The organism is Alteromonas sp. KUL42 (assembly GCF_006538325.1).
GTDB lineage: Bacteria > Pseudomonadota > Gammaproteobacteria > Enterobacterales > Alteromonadaceae > Alteromonas.
Genome location: NZ_BJKK01000007.1, coordinates 195126 through 213510, shown reverse-complemented (window position 1 = coordinate 213510; position 18385 = coordinate 195126). Strand labels below are relative to the sequence as shown.

The following is an 18385-nucleotide window of genomic DNA, read 5'->3' as shown; positions in this document are numbered from 1 at the left end:
AAACGATTTTCAAAAATGGTTTCTGTAATCACACCTGTGCCTTCTGCAACACAATTTAACGTAACAAACTGGGCCTGCATGTCGGTAGGAAAAGCCGGATGTGGCGCCGTTTTAACACGCACCGCTTTAGGCTTCTGCCCGTGCATGTCTAGTTCAATCCAGTCTTCACCAGTGGTAATTTTCGCACCGGCTTGTTCGAGCTTATCTAAAACTGCATCTAGGGTATCTGGCGCTGCATGCGTACAGCGAATCTTACCACCTGTGACAGCGGCGGCCACCAAGAACGTGCCGGTTTCAATGCGGTCAGGCAACACAGCGTAGTCACACCCTTTTAAGGTTTCTACCCCTTCAATGGTGATCTTGTCGCTACCTGCTCCACTGATGTTTGCGCCCATTTGAATTAGACAGTTAGCCAAATCAACAATTTCAGGTTCACGCGCGGCATTTTCAAGCACAGTCGTTCCTTCAGCTAACGCAGCAGCCATCAATAGGTTTTCAGTCGCCCCTACGCTTACCATATCCATAAAGATACGTGCGCCCTTTAGCCGCCCGTCTACTTCTGCGCGAATATAGCCTTCATCCACCTCAATTTTGGCGCCCATTTTTTCAAGGCCAGTAAGGTGTAAATTCACTGGGCGAGCGCCAATTGCACATCCACCAGGCAGTGATACATTCGCTTTGCCTTGCTTTGCCAATAACGGGCCAAGAACCAAAATAGAAGCGCGCATAGTGCGAACTAATTCATAAGATGCCGTCACACTTTCAAGCGTGCTGGCATCAATTAAAATGTCATTAGGTGCGGGCTGAGCGACTTCAACACCAAGCTCTCTCAAAAGCGAAGTAGTAGTGTTGATATCACGCAAACGAGGAACATTTGTATAGCGGCAAGGAGCATCAGTTAACAAGCTGGTCATCAATAATGGCAACGCCGCATTTTTAGCGCCAGAAATACGTACTGTCCCCTGCAAAGCGGGGCTCTTCTTGATTACAAGTTTATCCACGTATATCGCCTATTATTGAGGAATATGAAATTGACGCTCGCGCTCCCAGTCTTTCACTGAGAACGTCTTAATAGTGATAGCATGCATACTACCGTCGGCAATTTTATCAGCCAAAGGCGCGTATACGGCTTGCTGACGCTTCACGCGGCTCATTTCATTGAACGCATCGCTCACGGCAATAATATTGAAATGTGAACCTTCACCTTTTACGTGCACTTCGTGAAGATCTAACGCTTCTTTCAATATGTTTTCTATTTCCGACAATTCCATAACTTACTTCTTACTTTCGCTAAATGGGGGTTATTCTACTGGTAAAAAGCTATCAGCGTCGCTAATTTTTGCGAGTTTGTGTAGCTTTTCCGGCATTTTGTAAAGCATCATGCTAACACCATTTTGCTTGGCATCCCTAACGGCATTTATGAGCCACGCCAGACCGGCGCTGTCTGCACGCTCAACATCACTCAAATCAACAGTGCACGATTTGCGCTGTTGTAGTGCGTTCCGCTCACTTTGACTGAGGCTTTCCCACAAGTTTTTACGCAAGGTGTCACGGTCGAGATGACCGTGAACAACAATATTCCCTTTATCGTTTACCTCGAACAGGCTCACTCAGCCTCTCCCTCAACGGCAACCGTCTCATCTTGATTAAGTTCAACTGGTTTACCAATTTTATCTTTCATCAATGCAATTACAGCATCAATTCCATCTTGTCGAAGGATAGACTCAAACTCGCTGCGCTTGCTGTTTAACATGCTAATCCCTTCTGCCACCATGTCATATGCTTTCCATTCGTTGGTTTTGTTGTCTTTACGTACTTTAAACGCAATCTTAATCTCTGGACGATTAGGGTCTTGAACAACAGCACGAACTGTTACCGACTTCTTGTCGCTAAAATCAGACTCAGGCTCAAACAGTACTTGTTGATCATCATAATAACCCATCGCTACCGCATAGGTGGTAATGAGGTATTGACGAAACACGCTAATGTACTCACCCATCTTTTCTTGAGGTACGGACTTAAAATGCTTACCTAACACCATAAACGCGGCAAACTTATAATCGATGTGAGGGACTAGTTCCTCTTCCATTATTGTGCGCAGCATTTCAGGGTCAGCTTTTATTGACGCTTGATTTTCTTTAATACGCTCAAATGTGCGATTAGCTACATTTTGAACAAGTTCGTATGGGTTTTGCTCATTCACTTCTTGTGCATTAGCTACGCCTACAAGCGACATCATTACAATGCCTATTGTCGCTAAGATTTTCTTCACCGTAATTCTCCTATAACATCTCTTAAAAAGCAGACCAGACGCTGTATCAATAACTTTCACCTGACTACTCATTACTTCCTAATCTTTCTAATTATATCCACCCAAACGACTAATTTTCTTTTTTGACCAGTCTTATTCGCTGATCAATCCTCTTCATTGCCTCGATTAAACAAGAACTGGCCGATCAAGTCTTCAAGTACCAGCGCTGACTTAGTGTCTTGTAAATAGTCGCCGTTTTGTAAGTTCGCTACACCGTCGAAAGAAAAGCCCGGCTGGAAACCAACATATTGTTCGCCCAACAAACCCGATGTAAGAATGGAGACCGAACTGGTTTCTGGAAAACCGTTGTATTCATTCAAAATAGATAGTTCAACAACGGGTGTAAAATCGTCTTGGTCAAGGGTGATAGAAGTGACTCGCCCAACGGTTACACCACCCACTTTCACTGCAGAGCGTGGCTTTAAACCACCGATATTGTCAAACTTCGCGTAAAGCGTGTAGGTATCGCCTTCAGTAGCGACGGTTTGATTCGCAACTTTTAATGCCAAGAGTAACAATGCACCGATGGTGAGCATAACAAACACGCCAACCATTACTTCCGTTTTATACTTATTCATACCAATCCCCTACTCGATACCAAACATAAGGGCGGTTAGCACGAAGTCCAGCCCTAATACTGCTAATGATGAATAGACTACTGTTTCAGTAGTCGCTTTACTGATCCCTTCCGACGTTGGGATTGAATCATAACCTTTGAATATGGCAATCCAGGTCACAACCAAGGCAAAAACAAGGCTTTTAATTACGCCGTTTATAACATCTTGGTTCCAATCAACCGTAGACTGCATTATTGACCAGTAACTTCCGGCATCAACGCCGAGCCAGTCAACACCAACCAAATGCCCGCCTAATATGCCAATGGCGCTAAAAATAAGCGCCAACATGGGCATTGCCAACATACCCGCCCAAAAACGCGGAGCAACGATACGACGAAGCGGGTCAACCGCCATCATTTCTAAACTGCTTAACTGCTCAGTGGCTTTCATTAAGCCAATTTCTGCGGTTAGCGCTGAGCCTGCTCGACCGGCAAATAACAGTGCAGTCACAACAGGTCCTAATTCACGCAGCAGAGATAATGCAACCATGGGGCCTAGGCTGCCTTCAGCGCCATAGCCAACTAAAATAGTATAACCTTGCAACGCCATAACCATGCCGATAAACAACCCCGACACCATTATGATGAGCAATGACTGCACGCCTACCACATAAAGTTGTTTTATAACTAAAGGCACGTTTTTAAGACGAGGCATCGCCACTAAAGCGCCGAACAACATGATGGCTGCACGACCTATAGCGGTAACTTTACCAATAGTATTAGCGCCAACTGATTGGAAAAACTGCATTATTTATCGGCTCCCAAAAAACTGGCTTTCAAATCTGGTGCAGGATAATGAAAAGGTACAGGACCATCAGCCTTGCCCTTTAAGAACTGCTGCACGAGTTCAGAATCACTTTCTTTAATTTCCTGTGCAGTACCTTCACCAATTACGCGCTTGTCAGCGAGTATGTATATGTAATCAGCAATAGTAAGCACTTCCGTTACATCATGAGTAACTACAATACTCGTTAGGTTTAACGCATCATTGAGTTCACGTATAAGCTTTACCAATACCCCCATTGAGATAGGGTCTTGTCCTGCAAATGGCTCATCGTACATGATTAGGTCGGGATCAAGTGCGATAGCGCGCGCAAGAGCTGCTCGTCGTGCCATACCACCTGACAACTCACTTGGCATTAACTGCGCCGCACCACGCAAGCCAACCGCTTGCAGTTTTAAAGCGACAATCGTTGCAATAATATCTTCAGATAGCTCTGTATGCTCTCGTAATGGAAACGCCACATTGTCAAAAACACTCATGTCTGTAAATAATGCGCCACTTTGAAAAAGCATGCTCATTCTGCGCCTTGTTTCGTACAACGACTTTCTCGACATTGAAACAATAGACTGCCCATCAAATCTTACATCGCCCTCATCAGGCGTTAACTGTCCGCCAATAAGACGCAGCAGTGTGGTTTTACCAATACCACTTGGTCCCATGACAGCCGTAATTTTTCCCTTTGGTACTTTCAGCGAAATGCCATCGTAAATAATACGTTCGGCTCGCTTGAAGGTAAGGTTGTCTACTTCAACTAGATGATCCATATTTATCTAAAATGTCGGTAGCGTAAGCTTACCGACCCTTGATGTTGCGAAGTTTCGCTGCATTTTTTACCAGCGAACATTCTTTGAATATATTCAACACTAAACTCGTCCGTTCTCTATGCTTAGAGGCACAATATCGAAAAAGTTTACTGGGCAGTGTAATTTGATGGCATTGTACGCTTTTTCAAGTGCCCCGCCAAAGTCAAAAAGTTACAAGTTATGTTCGATGAAGACGAATGGTTCAAATACTACGCCGAATCTCATTAACTGAAACTGAATAACGTCATAATTGACTTGTTATCGCGCACCTTTACCACGCAACTGATAAAATAAAACGACACGCCCATAGGCAAATGGCAACGATTTTGCGACAATCCCTTGAAATACTTTTTTATTATAGATTGTTGTGCTGCTGAACATTGTCATTTTCATCATTGGATTAGTCGTCTTAAGTTGGAGTGCTGACCGCTTTGTCTATGGCGCGTCCGCTCTGGCGAAAAACATTGGCATTTCACCAATGATGATAGGTCTAACCATTGTCGCTATGGGCTCGTCTGCGCCAGAAATTGTGGTGTCAGCCATTGCATCGGCCAACGGCAACATGAATACCGCCGTTGGCAATGCATTAGGCTCCAATATCACCAATATTGCATTGGTGCTTGGGATCACTGCCTTAGTTAAGCCCCTTTTAGTATCATCGACCACTTTAAAGCGGGAGCTGCCTGCACTTCTTATCATCTCGCTAATTGCTATCGCATTTATGTTCGATGGTAAACTCAAGTCATATGAAGGTATTATCCTGCTAGGCCTTTTCATCTTTGTGCTGGCCATGATGGCGTGGTTATCATTGCAAGTTGATAAAGAAGACCCCCTTGTAGCAGAAACCGCAGATGAAATTCCAAAAGACGTTTCAAATACATCAGCGCTACTTTGGATTGGTTTAGGTTTGGTCATTTTGCCATTAAGCGCTCACTTTCTTGTGAACTCCGCCGTGGAGATTGCACGCTTTTTAGGTATATCCGACCTCATCATCGGATTGACCATTATTGCATTGGGAACCAGCTTGCCAGAATTAGCCGCGAGTATCGCGGGTGTATTAAAGGGTGAGGATGACCTTGCACTGGGAAACATTATTGGCTCCAACATATTCAATCTTCTTGCCGTATTAGGTATGCCAGGGCTTATCGCACCAGGTTTGTTAGACCCAGACGTTTACAACCGTGACATGTATGTCATGTTAGGTTTGACCCTACTGCTATTTTTATTTAGCTTCGACCTAATTGGTAAACGTACTATTTCACGTACCAACGGATTTTTACTTTTAGCCTGTTTTATTGGCTACCAATTTTGGCTGTTTGGATAATGACAAAGAACAACGTACAAGCCGATTACATTGCCTCTGCACAACGTGTAATTGACATAGAATCACAAGCCATTGCTAACCTATCAACGCGATTAGATCACACGTTTGTTGCAGCCTGTGACATTCTTTATGCTTGCGAAGGTAAAGTAGTCGTTTCAGGCATGGGGAAATCCGGTCACATTGGCAATAAAATAGCAGCAACCCTTGCCAGTACGGGCACTCCCGCTTTCTTCATGCATCCTGGTGAAGCGAACCATGGCGATTTAGGTATGCTGAGCAAGGGCGATGTGCTTCTCGCTATTTCTAACTCTGGTGAAACCAACGAGTTAGTAAACCTGTTACCGGTAGTCAAGCGGTTAGGTATCAAAGTAGTGGCCATGACCAACAGTGCCAGCAGTTCATTGGGCCAGCATGCAGATGTCGTCCTTAATATCAGTGTTGATAAAGAGGCTTGCTCATTAGGGTTGGCACCAACCTCAAGTACTACTGCGACTCTTGTTATGGGCGATGCGCTTGCCGTAGCACTGCTTGATCACAAGGGTTTCACTTCTGACGATTTTGCATTGTCTCACCCAGGTGGTAGCTTAGGGCGTAAATTGTTGCTCAAAGTTAGTGATATCATGCTAAGCGGCGACGATATTCCATTGACCAATGCCAATGCGAGCGTAGCTGATGCCCTACTCGAAATCTCCAAAAAAGGGCTTGGAATGACGGGTATTGTTACTGATGACAATATGCTAATAGGTATCTTTACTGATGGTGATTTGCGCCGCATATTAGATGCACGAATTGACCTTCACAGCGCAACCGTTAACGACGTCATGACCAAAGGCGGAAAAACAACAACTGCAGATCAACTTGCGGTTGAGGCATTAAACATTATGGAAACGCATAAAATTAGTGCGCTTATGGTTACGAATTCCCAAGGACAGCCCGTGGGGGCATTTAATATGCACATGCTGTTGAAGGCAGGAGTTTTATAAGTGATTACAACCTTATATACCGAAATCGACGATACGTTGTATGCTCGTTTAAAAGACATCAAACTGCTTGTGTGTGATGTAGATGGCGTATTCTCCGATGGTAGAATTTATTTAGGCAATGACGGTGAAGAGCTTAAAGCGTTCCACACAAGAGACGGCTATGGGGTAAAAGCACTAGTAAACCATGGCGTTAGCGTAGCGGTAATAACCGGCCGACGCTCTGCAATTGTCGAAAACAGAATGACCTCACTACATGTAGGACATATTATTCAAGGCGAAGAAAATAAATCTGCTGCATTAGAAGCGCTTATGACAAAACTAGGTTTAACCTCAAATGAGGTTGCAGCGGTTGGAGATGACATGCCCGACACAGGCATGTTTTCACGTGTTGACGTGCGCATTGCGGTTGCCGATGCACACCCAGCAGTGTGCAGCCAAGCAAACTGGATAACCACACTACCAGGCGGATTTGGCGCCGTTCGTGAGATTTCAGATACCATTTTACAGGCCAAAGGGATAACTAACGGCATATTCGGAGCCAGTGTATGAGCCTATTTGGCTTTAACCGGTTAGGATTGAGTATTTCTGCGCTATTTATTTTAGCGCTATTGATGTACATTCCATCATGGATGGAAGAGCCTCCTGTAGAACAAAGTAAACAAGAATTAGACGCCCTAAAACCGGCTTATAAAGCGAAGAACCTAACCACCACATTGTACAATCAAGACGGACAGCTTAACCACAAAGTATTTGCTCAATCGATGGAGCATTATGACCAGTTGGGGTTTGTTCTTTTTCAAAAGCCCAGATATACACTTTATACCGACAACGCGTCATCGCCGTGGGTTGTTACTGCGCAAGAAGGTGCGTTGTACCGTAATGAGCTTATTCAACTTGAGAATAGCGTGGTTATTGAGAACCAAACTGCAGATGACTTTGTCAAAAGCATTACAACCGAATACATTCAAATTAATTTAGACACCAAGCAGATGACCTCGGATCAAATGGTAGAAATACTCGGAACCCAATATGTCATCCAAAGTAATGGGTTTAATGCAAACTTGCGCACCCAAGAATATGAGCTTATCGATCATGTACAAACCACTTATTCCCCTAGCAACTAGTTTACTTTTAGTGTTTGCTAGCGCTACAGTATCGGCAACGGAAGATGATTTTTCTCAGCCTATAAAAGTTGATGCTAAATCTCAGTTCGTTGATGGCAAAAACAAGAAATCACTGTTTAAGGACGATGTGCGCATTATCCAAGGTTCGTTAACCATCAATGCAGATGAAGTTGAAGTAATTGCGAGCAATGGCGAAGGTAAAGAAGTATTTGTTGCTCGCGGAACGCCTGCGAGCTATTCGCAAGAACTTGAAGATGGCACTCCAGTGTCTGCAAAAGCCAATGAAATTCGCTATGAGGTGGAAAGCCGCACTATTTCGTTAACAGGTAGCGCAGAGTTAAAGCAAGACACCAGCATGGTACAAGGTGATAGCATTACGTTTGACATGATCACCGAGCAACTATTAGCGACAGGTGGCAAAAATAGCGACGGCGATGGACGTGTAACCACAGTATTTACCCCTGAAACCATTCGCAAGAACACATCTAAATCAGACCAGAAAGAGCGTGAGGATAACCAATAGTAATGGCAACACTGAGCGCACAAAACTTGGCTAAAGCCTATAAATCTCGTCAAGTCGTAAGGGATGTCAGTTTGACTGTTTCAACGGGTCAAATAGTAGGCTTACTTGGACCTAATGGCGCTGGTAAGACCACTACGTTTTACATGATAGTTGGCTTAGTACCACTAGATAAAGGCAAGATAGAAATTGATGACAACGAATTGACTCATCAACCCATGCATGAGCGCGCACGCCGCGGAATAGGCTATCTTCCTCAAGAAGCATCCATTTTTAGAAAGCTGACGGTACATGAAAATATCATGGCCATTTTACAGACCCGTAAAGATTTAAATTCACAGCAACAAGAAGAAGAAGCCGATGCACTACTTGATGAATTTAATATTAACCATATACGTAATAGTACGGGGATGAGTTTGTCAGGTGGTGAACGCCGTCGTGTAGAGATTGCTAGAGCACTTGCCGCTAAACCACAATTTATTTTATTGGATGAGCCCTTCGCTGGTGTTGATCCTATATCTGTTAATGATATAAAGAAGATAATTCAACACCTTCGAGACAGAGGGATAGGCATACTTATTACCGACCATAACGTACGAGAAACATTAGATGTTTGTGAAAAAGCGTATATTGTGAGTCATGGCGAACTTATTGCGCAGGGAACTGCTCAGCAGGTTTTGAGTAATCAAAAAGTGAGGGATGTATACCTAGGTGAGCAATTCAGGCTATAGTTACAGTAACTGAATGAATACTTTTTCAATTTTGCTTGGGTATATACCAATTAGAGCATTTTAAATAAGACGTAGATGAAACCATCTTTACAGCTAAAATTTAGCCAACAACTAACCATGACACCTCAGCTTCAGCAGGCTATCAAGTTGCTGCAGCTTTCTACGCTTGATCTTCAACAAGAAATTCAAGAAGCGTTAGACTCAAATCCACTGTTAGAGATAGAGGAAGGTCACGACGAGCCTCAGTTAGAAAAAAACAATATCGACAATGACGATAGCGCAGCTGATATATCAGCTAGTGCCTCAAGCGATACGTTAGAAGCCGGTGATGCACTGGAGAAAAACGATCTTCCTGATGAGCTTCCTATAGACAGTACGTGGGATGAATACTACTCGGCCTCATCCGCCCCAGCGCCAGGCCCTGCAAGTGATGACGAACAGATTTTTCAAGGTGAAACTACAGAAGATATACAAGAGCATCTTTTGTGGCAAATGCGTCTAACCCATTTTTCAGATACTGACCGCGCCATAGCAATGGCTATCATCGACTCTATTGACGAGTCTGGTTATCTGACGGTGTCACTGGATGACATTCTAGAAGCAGTGAATGCGCAAGATGTGATTGGTGACGATGAAGAAGAACTCATTGAAATGGATGAAGTTGAATGTGTCCTCAAACGCATTCAAATGTTTGACCCAATTGGTTCAGGCTCGCGAAATCCTCAAGAGTGTTTGATGGTACAACTTCGCCAGTTTTCTGAAGATACCCCTTGGCTCGCTGAAGCAAAGCAACTGATTGCTGAGTACTCTGATCTTTTGAGTAGCAAAGACTATCGCACCCTAATGCGTAAGAGCCGTTTGAAAGAAGATCAGCTTCGCGAAGCAATGCGTTTACTACAAACCTTGAATCCTCGCCCAGGTAGTGCTTTAGTTACTAAAGAGCCTGAATATGTTATTCCTGATGTATCAGTTACCAAGAAAAATGGTCGTTGGGTGGTAGAGTTGAACCCTGATAGCCTGCCGAAGTTGAGCGTTAATCAGCAGTACGCAGCCATGAGTCGCCGAGCAAAAAACAGTAGTGACTCTCAATTCATCCGTTCACATATGCAAGAAGCCAAGTGGTTCATCAAAAGCTTGGAATCACGCAACGAAACCTTAATGAAAGTTGCTAACTGTATTGTTCAGCAACAGATGGGATTTTTTGAGCACGGCCCAGAAATGATGAAACCAATGGTGCTAAATGATGTCGCAGAAATGGTAGATATGCACGAATCGACTATTTCTCGTGTCACAACACAAAAATACATGCACACACCTCGCGGTATTTATGAGTTGAAGTACTTTTTCTCAAGCCACGTAGCTACAGAATCTGGCGGAGAATGTTCATCAACGGCTATTCGTGCATTGATCAAAAAGCTGGTGGCAGCTGAAAAGCCCAGCAAGCCACTGAGTGATAGCAAAATTGCTACATTGTTGGCCGACCAAGGTATAAAAGTGGCACGGCGGACAATAGCAAAGTACCGGGAATCATTGTCGATCCCGCCGTCTAACCAGCGAAAAAGTCTTATTTAATAGACTACATAATATAAGGAAGACGAAATATGCAAATCAACCTTACTGGTCATCATGTCGAAATCACCGACTCTTTGCGTAATTATGTCGATACGAAGTTCAGCAAACTTGAACGTCACTTTGATCACATTTCCAATGTGCATGTCATCCTGAACGTTGAAAAATTAAATCAAAAAGCCGAAGCAACAATGCACTTAAGTGGCGCTGAAGTCTTCGCATCCTCAGAAAATACCGACATGTATGCGGCGATTGATAGCATGGTAGATAAACTCGACCGGCAAGTAATCAAGCATAAGGAAAAACTCAAAAAGCATTAGGCACTAGTAGTTAATTAAGTATGGATATACAAGCCATAGTAAGTCTGGACTGCACCGAGTGTGCAGTCCAATGCAATAGTAAGAAGCGAATTTTAGAAATTATCGCCGACATTGCTGCAAAAAATAACGCTGATATCGACCAAGCCACAGTACTTAATAGCTTGCTTGCCAGAGAGCGCATGGGAAGTACAGGTATTGGTAATGGTATTGCACTACCTCATGGTCGTCTGGCGGGCTTAGAAAAAACTCACGGCCATTATCGTGACTAGCAACCCAGCAATTGACTTTGATGCGCTAGATGAGAAACCGGTTGATATTTTCTTTGCCTTGTTAGTGCCCGAAGAACAAACAGAAGGCCATTTACAGACGCTAGCGAGCGTAGCAGGCAAACTTAGTGATAAGGAGACGGTTAAGGCAATAAGACGCGCCGCCACCAGTGACGATATTTTAAGTGCCTTGGCCTAGCAACAGTCACTTCACCAAGGCCGAACAATACAACGCACCACAACTCGATATACATAGGGAGATTTTAAGTGAAACTGATCATTATCAGCGGTCGCTCTGGGTCGGGAAAATCAGTGGCACTTCGCGCACTCGAAGATTTGGGTTACTACTGCGTTGACAATATTCCTGTAAACTTACTGCCAACATTAACTCACACGGTCGTCGATGAGTACGATCAGGTAGCAGTGAGTATTGATGTTCGAAATTTACCTAAGAACCCTGAAGATTTAGTGGAGATCCTCGATTACCTCCCTTCTTCATGGTCTATGACAATTGTTTACATTGACGCTAGCGATGACGTACTGGTTAAGCGCTTCAGTGAAACCCGCCGCCTTCATCCCTTGGCAAAACTGAATAAATCGCTTTCTGAGGCTATCAAGGCTGAATCTGCATTATTGGCGCCCATTGTAGAACGAGCCGATTTATACCTCGATACCGATAAGCTTACCATTCACCAATTAGCTGAACTCATTCGCGAGCGAATTCTGGGTAAAAAGAGCTCTAGGCTTGTGCTAGTATTTGAATCATTTGGCTTTAAGCACGGTATTCCCAAAGATGCAGACTATGTATTTGATGCCCGCTTTCTTCCCAATCCACATTGGGAGCCCGAACTCAAACCGCTAACAGGCCTAGACGGGCCTGTTGAGGTTTTTTTAGGTTCACAGCCTGTAGTAACTAAGTTTGTATGGCAAATACAAAACTTAATCACAACTTGGCTACCGCATTTAGAGCGAAATAATAGAAGCTATGTAACGGTGGCGATTGGTTGTACTGGTGGACAGCATCGTTCGGTCTACATTGCTAATAATTTGGCCAAAGTATTTAGCGATACTCACCCTGATGTACAAATTCGCCATCGAGAGCTAAACCAATAATGACGATAAAGAAAACCTTAACCATTGTGAATAAGCTTGGTCTTCACGCCAGAGCAGCAACTCAACTTGTGCAGTTAGCCAATCAATTTGAAGCTAAAATAGTGTTGAAAAAAGGCGACAAAGAAGCTGATGCAAGTAGTGTTTTAGGGCTAATGATGCTGGAGAGTCATCAAGGTGAGCAAGTGGATGTATTAGTGAATGGCATCGATGCCCAGGCTGCATTAGCTGCCATAGAAGAACTCATAGAAGGTAAGTTTAACGAGGATGAGTAAGGCGCATCGTCGACACCTTGTTCACACATTCCAAACACTTGATATTGACCAAATAATCATCACTTAGACATAATAGCAAGGGTATACGCGTATTTATTATGACAGTGTCATTATTAATGCGATATTCTACTGCAAAATTCCTTTGAGTCTTTGGCTTAGCAAAAACAACTCTTTAGCTTGGTTAGGAATGGCTATTTATGGCAGAAGCGCTCGTTTCTAAATACGTACAAACTCAATTACGTGCACTCAATGGCGCGTTGCTTAACGGTCAATTCGTATCTGTACGTAAACTTCTGCTTGAACTCCCCCCCTCTGACGTAGCGCACATTCTTGAATCAAGCCCAAGTCGCACCCGTGACGAATTGTGGGAACTCATTGATAGCGATTTTCACGGTGACATACTGGAAGAGCTCTCTGATGATGTACGTAACGGTATTATTACTAAAATGCTGCCCGCCAATGTGGTTGACGCATTGGAGGAGATGGATACCGATGATCTAGCAGAAACACTAAGTAGCCTTCCTGACCAAGTGTTACAAGACATCCTCGACTCGATGGATGCACAAGACCGCGTTCGAGCTGAACAAGCCTTGTCTTATGGTGAAGAGACCGCTGGCTTCATCATGAACACGGACACCATAACGCTTCGTCCAGACGTTACCATTGATGTGGTACTGCGATACATTCGCTTAAAAGGTGAATTGCCTGAAAATACCGACACATTTTATGTGGTAAATAGAACAGACAATCTCGTGGGTATTGTTCCTGTAACACGCTTGTTAACTGCAGATACCGACGAAAAAGTATCTGATGTGATGGACGCAGAGTCTGAAGCTATTCCGGTGAATATGCCCGACGATGAAGTTGCAAGCCTGTTTGAACGGTATAACTGGCTTTCAGCACCTGTTGTCGATGAAAAGCATCGCCTGGTGGGAAGAATTACTATTGATGACGTGGTTGACATCATTCGTGAAGACGCCGAACACTCAATGATGAGTATGGCCGGTCTTGATGATGATGAAGATACCTTTGCCCCAGTAATGCAAAGTACAAAGCGACGCTCGGTTTGGTTAGCAGTGAACTTGGTTACAGCACTCATGGCAGCCATGGTAAGTGATCTGTTTGAAGCCACACTTAGCCAACTTGCTGTACTTGCAATTCTAAACACCATAGTGCCAAGTATGGGAGGCGTAGCCGGTAACCAAACACTAACACTCGTCATTCGCGGTATGGCACTAGGGCATGTAAACGCGAGTAACTCGCGCTGGTTAATCAGCAAAGAAATGTCTATCGGTTTTTTAAACGGTGCTATTTGGGCAATATTAATAGCATCCGTTATTGCACTGTGGAAACAAGATTACATGCTAGGCATCATCATTGCCTTTGCAATGTTGATCAATATGATTGCAGCAGCTCTGGCAGGTGCAACGTTACCGATGATAATGAAACGCCTGAAGATAGACCCTGCGCTGGCCGGTAGTGTTATACTGACTACTATCACTGACGTTGTAGGTATCTTTGCCTTCTTAGGAACAGCAACACTGTTTCTTGTATAAAACGTCAATACAACTAGCAAGCGCCCACCAAGTGATTCGGTTTCATGCACTGAGGGCGCTAGTAACGTGCCCGGTCACATCGAGTTTGTAACCCACTCCCCACACTGTCTGGACTAATTGTCCGCCATTTTTAAAACTACTGATACTATCTAATTTAGCTCTTAAGCGATTAATATGAGAGTTCACTGTGTGCTCGTAACCTTCGTGATTGTACCCCCATACTTCACTGAGTAATTGGATGCGTGAAAATACCTGATTAGGGTGGCGACAAAAATACTCAATTAGACTGAATTCCCGCGCAGTCAACTCGAGAGTTTGCCCGTTTAAAGTAGCCCTGTGATAACGTAAATCAACACTGAAAGGTCCAGCTTCGATTCTCTGCGCTTCACTTCCTTGTATGCGCGAGGTACTAAGTATTGGCATACACCTGCGCATATGAGCCTTTATTCTAGCTATAAAAACGCGTTCATTAAATGGTCCCATTAGATAGTCATCAACGCCAGCGTCATAGTAGTCTACATCGTCGACTTCAGCGCTTTGTGCGTCTTTACACACACTGTCTAATGCCATTATCCACACATCGGGATTACGCTGTATTAGCGAAGTAATACGTTCAATGCAAGAAGCTTTACCCTGAGACTGAACAATAATCAGTGAATATCTCTGCATACTCAGCAAAGATTCAGCCGAATCAAAATTAGACACCACATCATATAAAAAGCAATGCTTACTTAAGCATTGGGTCATTAACTGTTGAAGCTGATTAGCACTACTTATAACAAGGATCATAATTCCCTCCTGATCTACCATCTATAAAGTTGACCGGAGGTTTAAGCAAAAATATTCCTTTTTAGTGACTGTTTAAGCAATTAATTTTATGCATTGCTATACGTACATTTTTTGCAACTCATCGTCCATATTTTCCAATTTCCACCCCCAAATATGCTGCTATAAATCTGTCTAACATTTGTGATACTTGTGTGATGAATTGCCTTTGTGACTGACCTACATTTTTAGCCGCTTTCAGTCAAAATAAGGACAAATCAATGAAATTAACTAAACTTGCTAGCGCTACGTTATTGTCGCTAGCGACTATATCAGTCACACAAGCTGTCACCTTAGATATTGAAGTGACAAACTTAACGCAGGCACAAAGCTTCACACCTCGATTAGTAGTTGCCCACGACAACACGGTAGACACTTTTGAAGTAGGCGAAAGTGCCTCTTCTGCATTGGCATGGCTAGCAGAAGGTGGAGTTATTGATGACGAACAAAGTGCAGAATCTAGCGGTGAAAACTTCGAAGCATTGTTAGGTCCAGCAGATACTGATAACGGGTCAAATACGTGGCACAAGGTAGATGGGCTACTTGCACCTAAGTCATCTAACAGCTTCCAATTTGATGCGTTAGATAAGCCATATCTTTCACTTGTATCTATGCTTATTCCTACCAATGATGCTTTTGTCGGTATGGACAGCATTGCCATCCCAACAGAACCTGGCACATACACTTATTATTTAAATGCATATGATGCAGGTACTGAACTCAATGATGAACTAAATAGTGCGCGCACTGACATTGTTGAAGCCGAAACAGGCAATGCACTAGGGGGTTATGGCGTACCCGGCGTAGCTGGGGGCGGCGCCCCTACTCGCGTAGTTGACTTAGGTATGGGCGGTACCGGTGTTGCAGCTCAGGTCGTTAACGGCGAAGTTGAAGACGGTGAAGATGGCCCAGTTCACATCCATAGAAATGCACTTGGCGATACTGACTTGGAAGGTGGCGCGAGTGATTTAGATTCAACTGTGCACCGCTGGCTGAACCCCGTAGCCAAAGTAGTAGTAACGGTGCCTGCATCTTAAGGAGCGTTAACAATGAATAATTCAATTATTAAGCTCAGTACACTTTTGCTTATGTCTGCCCTTATTACAGCGTGTGGCGATGATGGAGACAGGGGTCCTCAAGGCCCAGCAGGCGAACAAGGTGAAGCAGGCGTTGATGGTCAAGACGGACAAGATGGTCAAGATGGCATTAACGGTAATTCTGCCGTTTATACAGTACAAATTACCAACCTGACCCATGGCCAACCATTAGCACCAGCAGCCGTTATCCTACATGAATCAGGCTTTCAATCATTTGTTGATAACGAACCAGCAAGTATGGGTATTGAAGTAATGGCTGAGGGAGGCGATCCTTCAATGGTTATTGAAGAAGCGATGGCTTCAACGGACTTTCTAGACGCTGTTAACTCTGGTGCGGTATTACCTCCAAAGTCGGTTGGTGATATTCAAACCTTGGTAGTACCTGAACTTGATGCAGATGATCTTAAGCTCACCGTTACTACTATGCTAGTAAATACTAACGACGGCTTTACAGGCTTAAATGCAGCTGATGTAAGCAATATGACAGTAGGTGAAACTAAGACGTTTATGACGGTAACGTGGGACGCGGGCACCGAGAAAAATACGGAAACGCTTTCTACAATACCAGGTCCAGCAGCTGCGAACGCTGGCGGTGGTGGTGCATCGGCAGGATACGACCCAGTACGTGACGACCTAGCAGATGTTGTACGCCTTCACAGTGGTGTCGTAACAAGTGCAAATAGTGATGACGCAAGCAAAGAAGGCTTAGCGATGTCGGTATTAAGTGAAGCTCATCGCTTTGATAATCCAACCAGTCGTATCGTGATTACACGCACACGCTAAATACGCCAGTTGTAGCTAGAGCAAGGCGCTTTGGTTTTAAAGTACTTTGGTTTTAAAGTATTTTGTTTAAAAAATATTTTGGTTCTAAGTTACATTGGCTATATAAACAAAAACGGCCTTACTGTTTTAGTAAGGCCGTTTTTCAATTTAAAGCGTTGCAAGAAACAATGCTCTAGTTTCGTTGTCAGCTTAATTACTTAATGACTTTAAGTGTTGGCTTGCCCTTTTTAGGAGGAACAGGCGCATCGCTAACCTCACTTGCATCGGCCTCTTCTAAAGAGGTTGGTCCACTGGGTTGTGAAGTAGATTTATTATCCTCACTTTTGCGCTGCTGAGCACTAGCGATGTCTTCTTCAGTTGCAAAAACAGTACCAGCGCCATTTTCTCTGGCGTATATAGCAATGACCGCCTCACAGGGCATACTTAAACGACGCGGCTGCCCACCAAAGCGCGCTTGAAAGGATAACCCTTCAATATCAAGAGAAAAGTTAACACAAGCACTTGGTGACACATTTAGAACAATTTGACCGTCCTTCACAAACTCTTGGGGCACTTCCACCAACTCGTTTGTTGCATCTACAACGATGTAAGGCGTCAAATCGTTATCAACAATCCATTCATAAAAAGCCCTAAGTAAATAGGGCTGGTTCGACGTCATAGATGTCATAATGGATTGTGGATCTCGCGCTCTTGGTCAGTCAATGACGCTTTAAAAGAGCTACGTGAGAATATGCGATTCATATAAGCGTTGATTTCTTTACTGCCTGCACCATTAAGCTCAATGCCCAATGCTGGTAGACGCCACAACAGTGGAGCAAGATAACAATCAACAAGGCTGAATTCTTCGCTCATGAAGTAAGGCATTTCGCCAAATACTGGAGCTAGTGACAGCAGCGCTTCACGCAATTCATTACGCGCAGCTTCCACATCGCCTTCACCACGGAAAATACGTGCTGCGAGTGAATACCAGTCTTGCTCAATGCGGTGCATCATTAGACGACTTTGACCACGAGAAACTGGGTATACCGGCATAAGTGGCGGGTGCGGGAAACGCTCATCAAGGTATTCCATGATGATATGCGACTTATAAAGTACAAGTTCGCGATCAACTAGAGTTGGAACAGTACCGTAAGGGTTTAACTCCAACAGATCTTCAGACAGATTACTCGGATCTGTGTAGCTGATTTCAACACCCACACCTTTTTCTGCCAACACAATGCGCGCCTGGTGGCTGTAAATATCAATTGTGTCAGAGAACAACGTCATAATAGAACGTTTATTCGCGGCTACGGCCATTCAATTTCCTCCGTCGAGAAACAAGTTTATGCTCATCATAAATGAGCGAATTACAAATGCCAAAAAAGGGGGCGAGATGCCCCCTTTTGGTA

Annotated in this window: 23 protein-coding genes and 1 pseudogene; 14 read left to right on the top strand and 10 right to left on the bottom strand. The window is 43.9% G+C overall.

Annotated elements, in window-relative coordinates; all coding sequences use genetic code 11:
* The 7 genes from murA to mlaF all read right to left on the bottom strand — a co-directional run.
* A partial coding sequence (gene murA, locus EYR97_RS12060; RefSeq protein ID WP_131094055.1) for a UDP-N-acetylglucosamine 1-carboxyvinyltransferase occupies nucleotides 1-1001 on the bottom strand: 1001 nt, incomplete at its 3' end.
* A 12-nt stretch (nucleotides 1002-1013) separates the two neighbouring features.
* Nucleotides 1014-1271, bottom strand: coding sequence for a BolA family protein (locus EYR97_RS12055; RefSeq protein ID WP_131094054.1), 258 nt, complete (start codon nucleotides 1269-1271; stop codon nucleotides 1014-1016).
* A gap of 30 nt (nucleotides 1272-1301) precedes the next feature.
* A complete protein-coding gene (locus EYR97_RS12050; protein WP_131094053.1) occupies nucleotides 1302-1610 on the bottom strand; it encodes a lipid asymmetry maintenance protein MlaB in 309 nt (102 codons plus the stop codon).
* The gene (locus EYR97_RS12045; RefSeq protein WP_404840965.1) at nucleotides 1607-2239 is read right to left on the bottom strand and encodes a phospholipid-binding protein MlaC; all 633 of its coding nucleotides are present in this window, start codon (nucleotides 2237-2239) and stop codon (nucleotides 1607-1609) included. The genes EYR97_RS12050 and EYR97_RS12045 overlap by 4 nt, the downstream gene beginning before the upstream one ends.
* Before the next feature lie 176 nt (nucleotides 2240-2415).
* A complete protein-coding gene (mlaD, locus tag EYR97_RS12040) occupies nucleotides 2416-2889 on the bottom strand; it encodes an outer membrane lipid asymmetry maintenance protein MlaD (protein WP_131094051.1) in 474 nt (157 codons plus the stop codon).
* A gap of 9 nt (nucleotides 2890-2898) precedes the next feature.
* Complete coding sequence (mlaE, locus tag EYR97_RS12035) at nucleotides 2899-3675, bottom strand: lipid asymmetry maintenance ABC transporter permease subunit MlaE (RefSeq protein WP_131094050.1); 777 nt, start codon at nucleotides 3673-3675, stop codon at nucleotides 2899-2901.
* Nucleotides 3675-4475 (bottom strand): phospholipid ABC transporter ATP-binding protein MlaF, encoded by an 801-nt coding sequence (gene mlaF, locus EYR97_RS12030; RefSeq protein WP_131094049.1) that lies wholly within the window; start codon nucleotides 4473-4475, stop codon nucleotides 3675-3677. The genes mlaE and mlaF overlap by 1 nt, the downstream gene beginning before the upstream one ends.
* 406 nt (nucleotides 4476-4881) lie before the next feature.
* On the opposite strand from mlaF, the gene EYR97_RS12025 reads away from it, so the two are divergent.
* From EYR97_RS12025 to mgtE, 12 genes and pseudogenes are all read left to right on the top strand, one after another.
* A complete protein-coding gene (locus EYR97_RS12025; RefSeq protein WP_131094048.1) occupies nucleotides 4882-5838 on the top strand; it encodes a calcium/sodium antiporter in 957 nt (318 codons plus the stop codon).
* Entirely contained in the window at nucleotides 5838-6821 is a 984-nt protein-coding gene (locus EYR97_RS12020) for a KpsF/GutQ family sugar-phosphate isomerase (RefSeq protein WP_131094047.1), read from the top strand. Before EYR97_RS12025 ends, EYR97_RS12020 begins: the two co-directional genes overlap by 1 nt.
* The gene (gene kdsC, locus EYR97_RS12015) at nucleotides 6822-7370 is read left to right on the top strand and encodes a 3-deoxy-manno-octulosonate-8-phosphatase KdsC (protein ID WP_131094046.1); all 549 of its coding nucleotides are present in this window, start codon (nucleotides 6822-6824) and stop codon (nucleotides 7368-7370) included.
* Entirely contained in the window at nucleotides 7367-7945 is a 579-nt protein-coding gene (gene lptC, locus EYR97_RS12010; RefSeq protein ID WP_131094045.1) for an LPS export ABC transporter periplasmic protein LptC, read from the top strand. Before kdsC ends, lptC begins: the two co-directional genes overlap by 4 nt.
* Nucleotides 7914-8468 (top strand): lipopolysaccharide transport periplasmic protein LptA, encoded by a 555-nt coding sequence (gene lptA / locus EYR97_RS12005; protein WP_131094044.1) that lies wholly within the window; start codon nucleotides 7914-7916, stop codon nucleotides 8466-8468. The genes lptC and lptA overlap by 32 nt, the downstream gene beginning before the upstream one ends.
* Nucleotides 8469-8470: 2 nt before the next feature.
* Nucleotides 8471-9196 carry an LPS export ABC transporter ATP-binding protein gene (gene lptB / locus EYR97_RS12000; protein ID WP_131094043.1) on the top strand — a complete coding sequence of 242 codons (726 nt, stop codon included), beginning with the start codon at nucleotides 8471-8473 and terminating at the stop codon, nucleotides 9194-9196.
* A gap of 75 nt (nucleotides 9197-9271) precedes the next feature.
* The gene (locus EYR97_RS11995; RefSeq protein WP_131094042.1) at nucleotides 9272-10768 is read left to right on the top strand and encodes an RNA polymerase factor sigma-54; all 1497 of its coding nucleotides are present in this window, start codon (nucleotides 9272-9274) and stop codon (nucleotides 10766-10768) included.
* A 29-nt stretch (nucleotides 10769-10797) separates the two neighbouring features.
* The gene (gene hpf, locus EYR97_RS11990; RefSeq protein ID WP_044056088.1) at nucleotides 10798-11085 is read left to right on the top strand and encodes a ribosome hibernation promoting factor; all 288 of its coding nucleotides are present in this window, start codon (nucleotides 10798-10800) and stop codon (nucleotides 11083-11085) included.
* A gap of 20 nt (nucleotides 11086-11105) precedes the next feature.
* Nucleotides 11106-11550, top strand: a pseudogene (gene ptsN, locus EYR97_RS11985) (PTS IIA-like nitrogen regulatory protein PtsN).
* 68 nt (nucleotides 11551-11618) lie between these two features.
* Entirely contained in the window at nucleotides 11619-12464 is an 846-nt protein-coding gene (rapZ, locus tag EYR97_RS11980) for an RNase adapter RapZ (protein WP_131094041.1), read from the top strand.
* The gene (locus EYR97_RS11975; RefSeq protein ID WP_131094040.1) at nucleotides 12464-12736 is read left to right on the top strand and encodes an HPr family phosphocarrier protein; all 273 of its coding nucleotides are present in this window, start codon (nucleotides 12464-12466) and stop codon (nucleotides 12734-12736) included. Before rapZ ends, EYR97_RS11975 begins: the two co-directional genes overlap by 1 nt.
* Before the next feature lie 197 nt (nucleotides 12737-12933).
* Nucleotides 12934-14292 carry a magnesium transporter gene (mgtE, locus tag EYR97_RS11970; RefSeq protein WP_131094039.1) on the top strand — a complete coding sequence of 453 codons (1359 nt, stop codon included), beginning with the start codon at nucleotides 12934-12936 and terminating at the stop codon, nucleotides 14290-14292.
* A gap of 42 nt (nucleotides 14293-14334) precedes the next feature.
* On the opposite strand, the gene EYR97_RS11965 is transcribed toward mgtE, so the two are convergent.
* The gene (locus EYR97_RS11965) at nucleotides 14335-15081 is read right to left on the bottom strand and encodes a response regulator transcription factor (protein ID WP_131094038.1); all 747 of its coding nucleotides are present in this window, start codon (nucleotides 15079-15081) and stop codon (nucleotides 14335-14337) included.
* Between the two features lie 257 nt (nucleotides 15082-15338).
* On the opposite strand from EYR97_RS11965, the gene EYR97_RS11960 reads away from it, so the two are divergent.
* On the top strand, nucleotides 15339-16154 hold the full coding sequence (locus EYR97_RS11960) for a spondin domain-containing protein (protein ID WP_131094037.1): 816 nt from the start codon (nucleotides 15339-15341) through the stop codon (nucleotides 16152-16154).
* Between the two features lie 12 nt (nucleotides 16155-16166).
* Entirely contained in the window at nucleotides 16167-16997 is an 831-nt protein-coding gene (locus EYR97_RS11955) for a spondin domain-containing protein (protein WP_131094036.1), read from the top strand.
* 193 nt (nucleotides 16998-17190) lie between these two features.
* Here the strand turns inward: EYR97_RS11955 and EYR97_RS11950 are convergent, their stop codons facing one another.
* On the bottom strand, nucleotides 17191-17664 hold the full coding sequence (locus tag EYR97_RS11950; protein WP_131094035.1) for a ClpXP protease specificity-enhancing factor: 474 nt from the start codon (nucleotides 17662-17664) through the stop codon (nucleotides 17191-17193).
* Nucleotides 17661-18293, bottom strand: a complete 633-nt coding sequence (sspA, locus tag EYR97_RS11945) for a stringent starvation protein SspA (RefSeq protein WP_131094034.1) — start codon at nucleotides 18291-18293, stop codon at nucleotides 17661-17663. The genes EYR97_RS11950 and sspA overlap by 4 nt, the downstream gene beginning before the upstream one ends.
* Between the last annotated feature and the right edge of the window lie 92 nt (nucleotides 18294-18385).

Excerpts from the sequence above, each read along its gene's own strand:
- hpf (WP_044056088.1), top strand. The coding sequence starts at position 10,798 with ATGCAAATCAACCTTACTGGTCATCATGTCGAAATCACCGACTCTTTG.
- lptC (WP_131094045.1), top strand. The coding sequence starts at position 7,367 with ATGAGCCTATTTGGCTTTAACCGGTTAGGATTGAGTATTTCTGCGCTA.
- lptA (WP_131094044.1), top strand. The coding sequence starts at position 7,914 with ATGTACAAACCACTTATTCCCCTAGCAACTAGTTTACTTTTAGTGTTT.
- EYR97_RS11950 (WP_131094035.1), bottom strand. The coding sequence starts at position 17,664 with ATGACATCTATGACGTCGAACCAGCCCTATTTACTTAGGGCTTTTTAT.
- EYR97_RS11960 (WP_131094037.1), top strand. The coding sequence starts at position 15,339 with ATGAAATTAACTAAACTTGCTAGCGCTACGTTATTGTCGCTAGCGACT.
- EYR97_RS11995 (WP_131094042.1), top strand. The coding sequence starts at position 9,272 with ATGAAACCATCTTTACAGCTAAAATTTAGCCAACAACTAACCATGACA.
- mgtE (WP_131094039.1), top strand. The coding sequence starts at position 12,934 with ATGGCAGAAGCGCTCGTTTCTAAATACGTACAAACTCAATTACGTGCA.
- sspA (WP_131094034.1), bottom strand. The coding sequence starts at position 18,293 with ATGGCCGTAGCCGCGAATAAACGTTCTATTATGACGTTGTTCTCTGAC.
- mlaE (WP_131094050.1), bottom strand. The coding sequence starts at position 3,675 with ATGCAGTTTTTCCAATCAGTTGGCGCTAATACTATTGGTAAAGTTACC.
- mlaD (WP_131094051.1), bottom strand. The coding sequence starts at position 2,889 with ATGAATAAGTATAAAACGGAAGTAATGGTTGGCGTGTTTGTTATGCTC.
- mlaF (WP_131094049.1), bottom strand. The coding sequence starts at position 4,475 with ATGGATCATCTAGTTGAAGTAGACAACCTTACCTTCAAGCGAGCCGAA.
- EYR97_RS11975 (WP_131094040.1), top strand. The coding sequence starts at position 12,464 with ATGACGATAAAGAAAACCTTAACCATTGTGAATAAGCTTGGTCTTCAC.
- EYR97_RS12020 (WP_131094047.1), top strand. The coding sequence starts at position 5,838 with ATGACAAAGAACAACGTACAAGCCGATTACATTGCCTCTGCACAACGT.
- EYR97_RS11955 (WP_131094036.1), top strand. The coding sequence starts at position 16,167 with ATGAATAATTCAATTATTAAGCTCAGTACACTTTTGCTTATGTCTGCC.
- EYR97_RS12045 (WP_404840965.1), bottom strand. The coding sequence starts at position 2,239 with ATGATGTCGCTTGTAGGCGTAGCTAATGCACAAGAAGTGAATGAGCAA.
- EYR97_RS11965 (WP_131094038.1), bottom strand. The coding sequence starts at position 15,081 with ATGATCCTTGTTATAAGTAGTGCTAATCAGCTTCAACAGTTAATGACC.
- lptB (WP_131094043.1), top strand. The coding sequence starts at position 8,471 with ATGGCAACACTGAGCGCACAAAACTTGGCTAAAGCCTATAAATCTCGT.
- EYR97_RS12055 (WP_131094054.1), bottom strand. The coding sequence starts at position 1,271 with ATGGAATTGTCGGAAATAGAAAACATATTGAAAGAAGCGTTAGATCTT.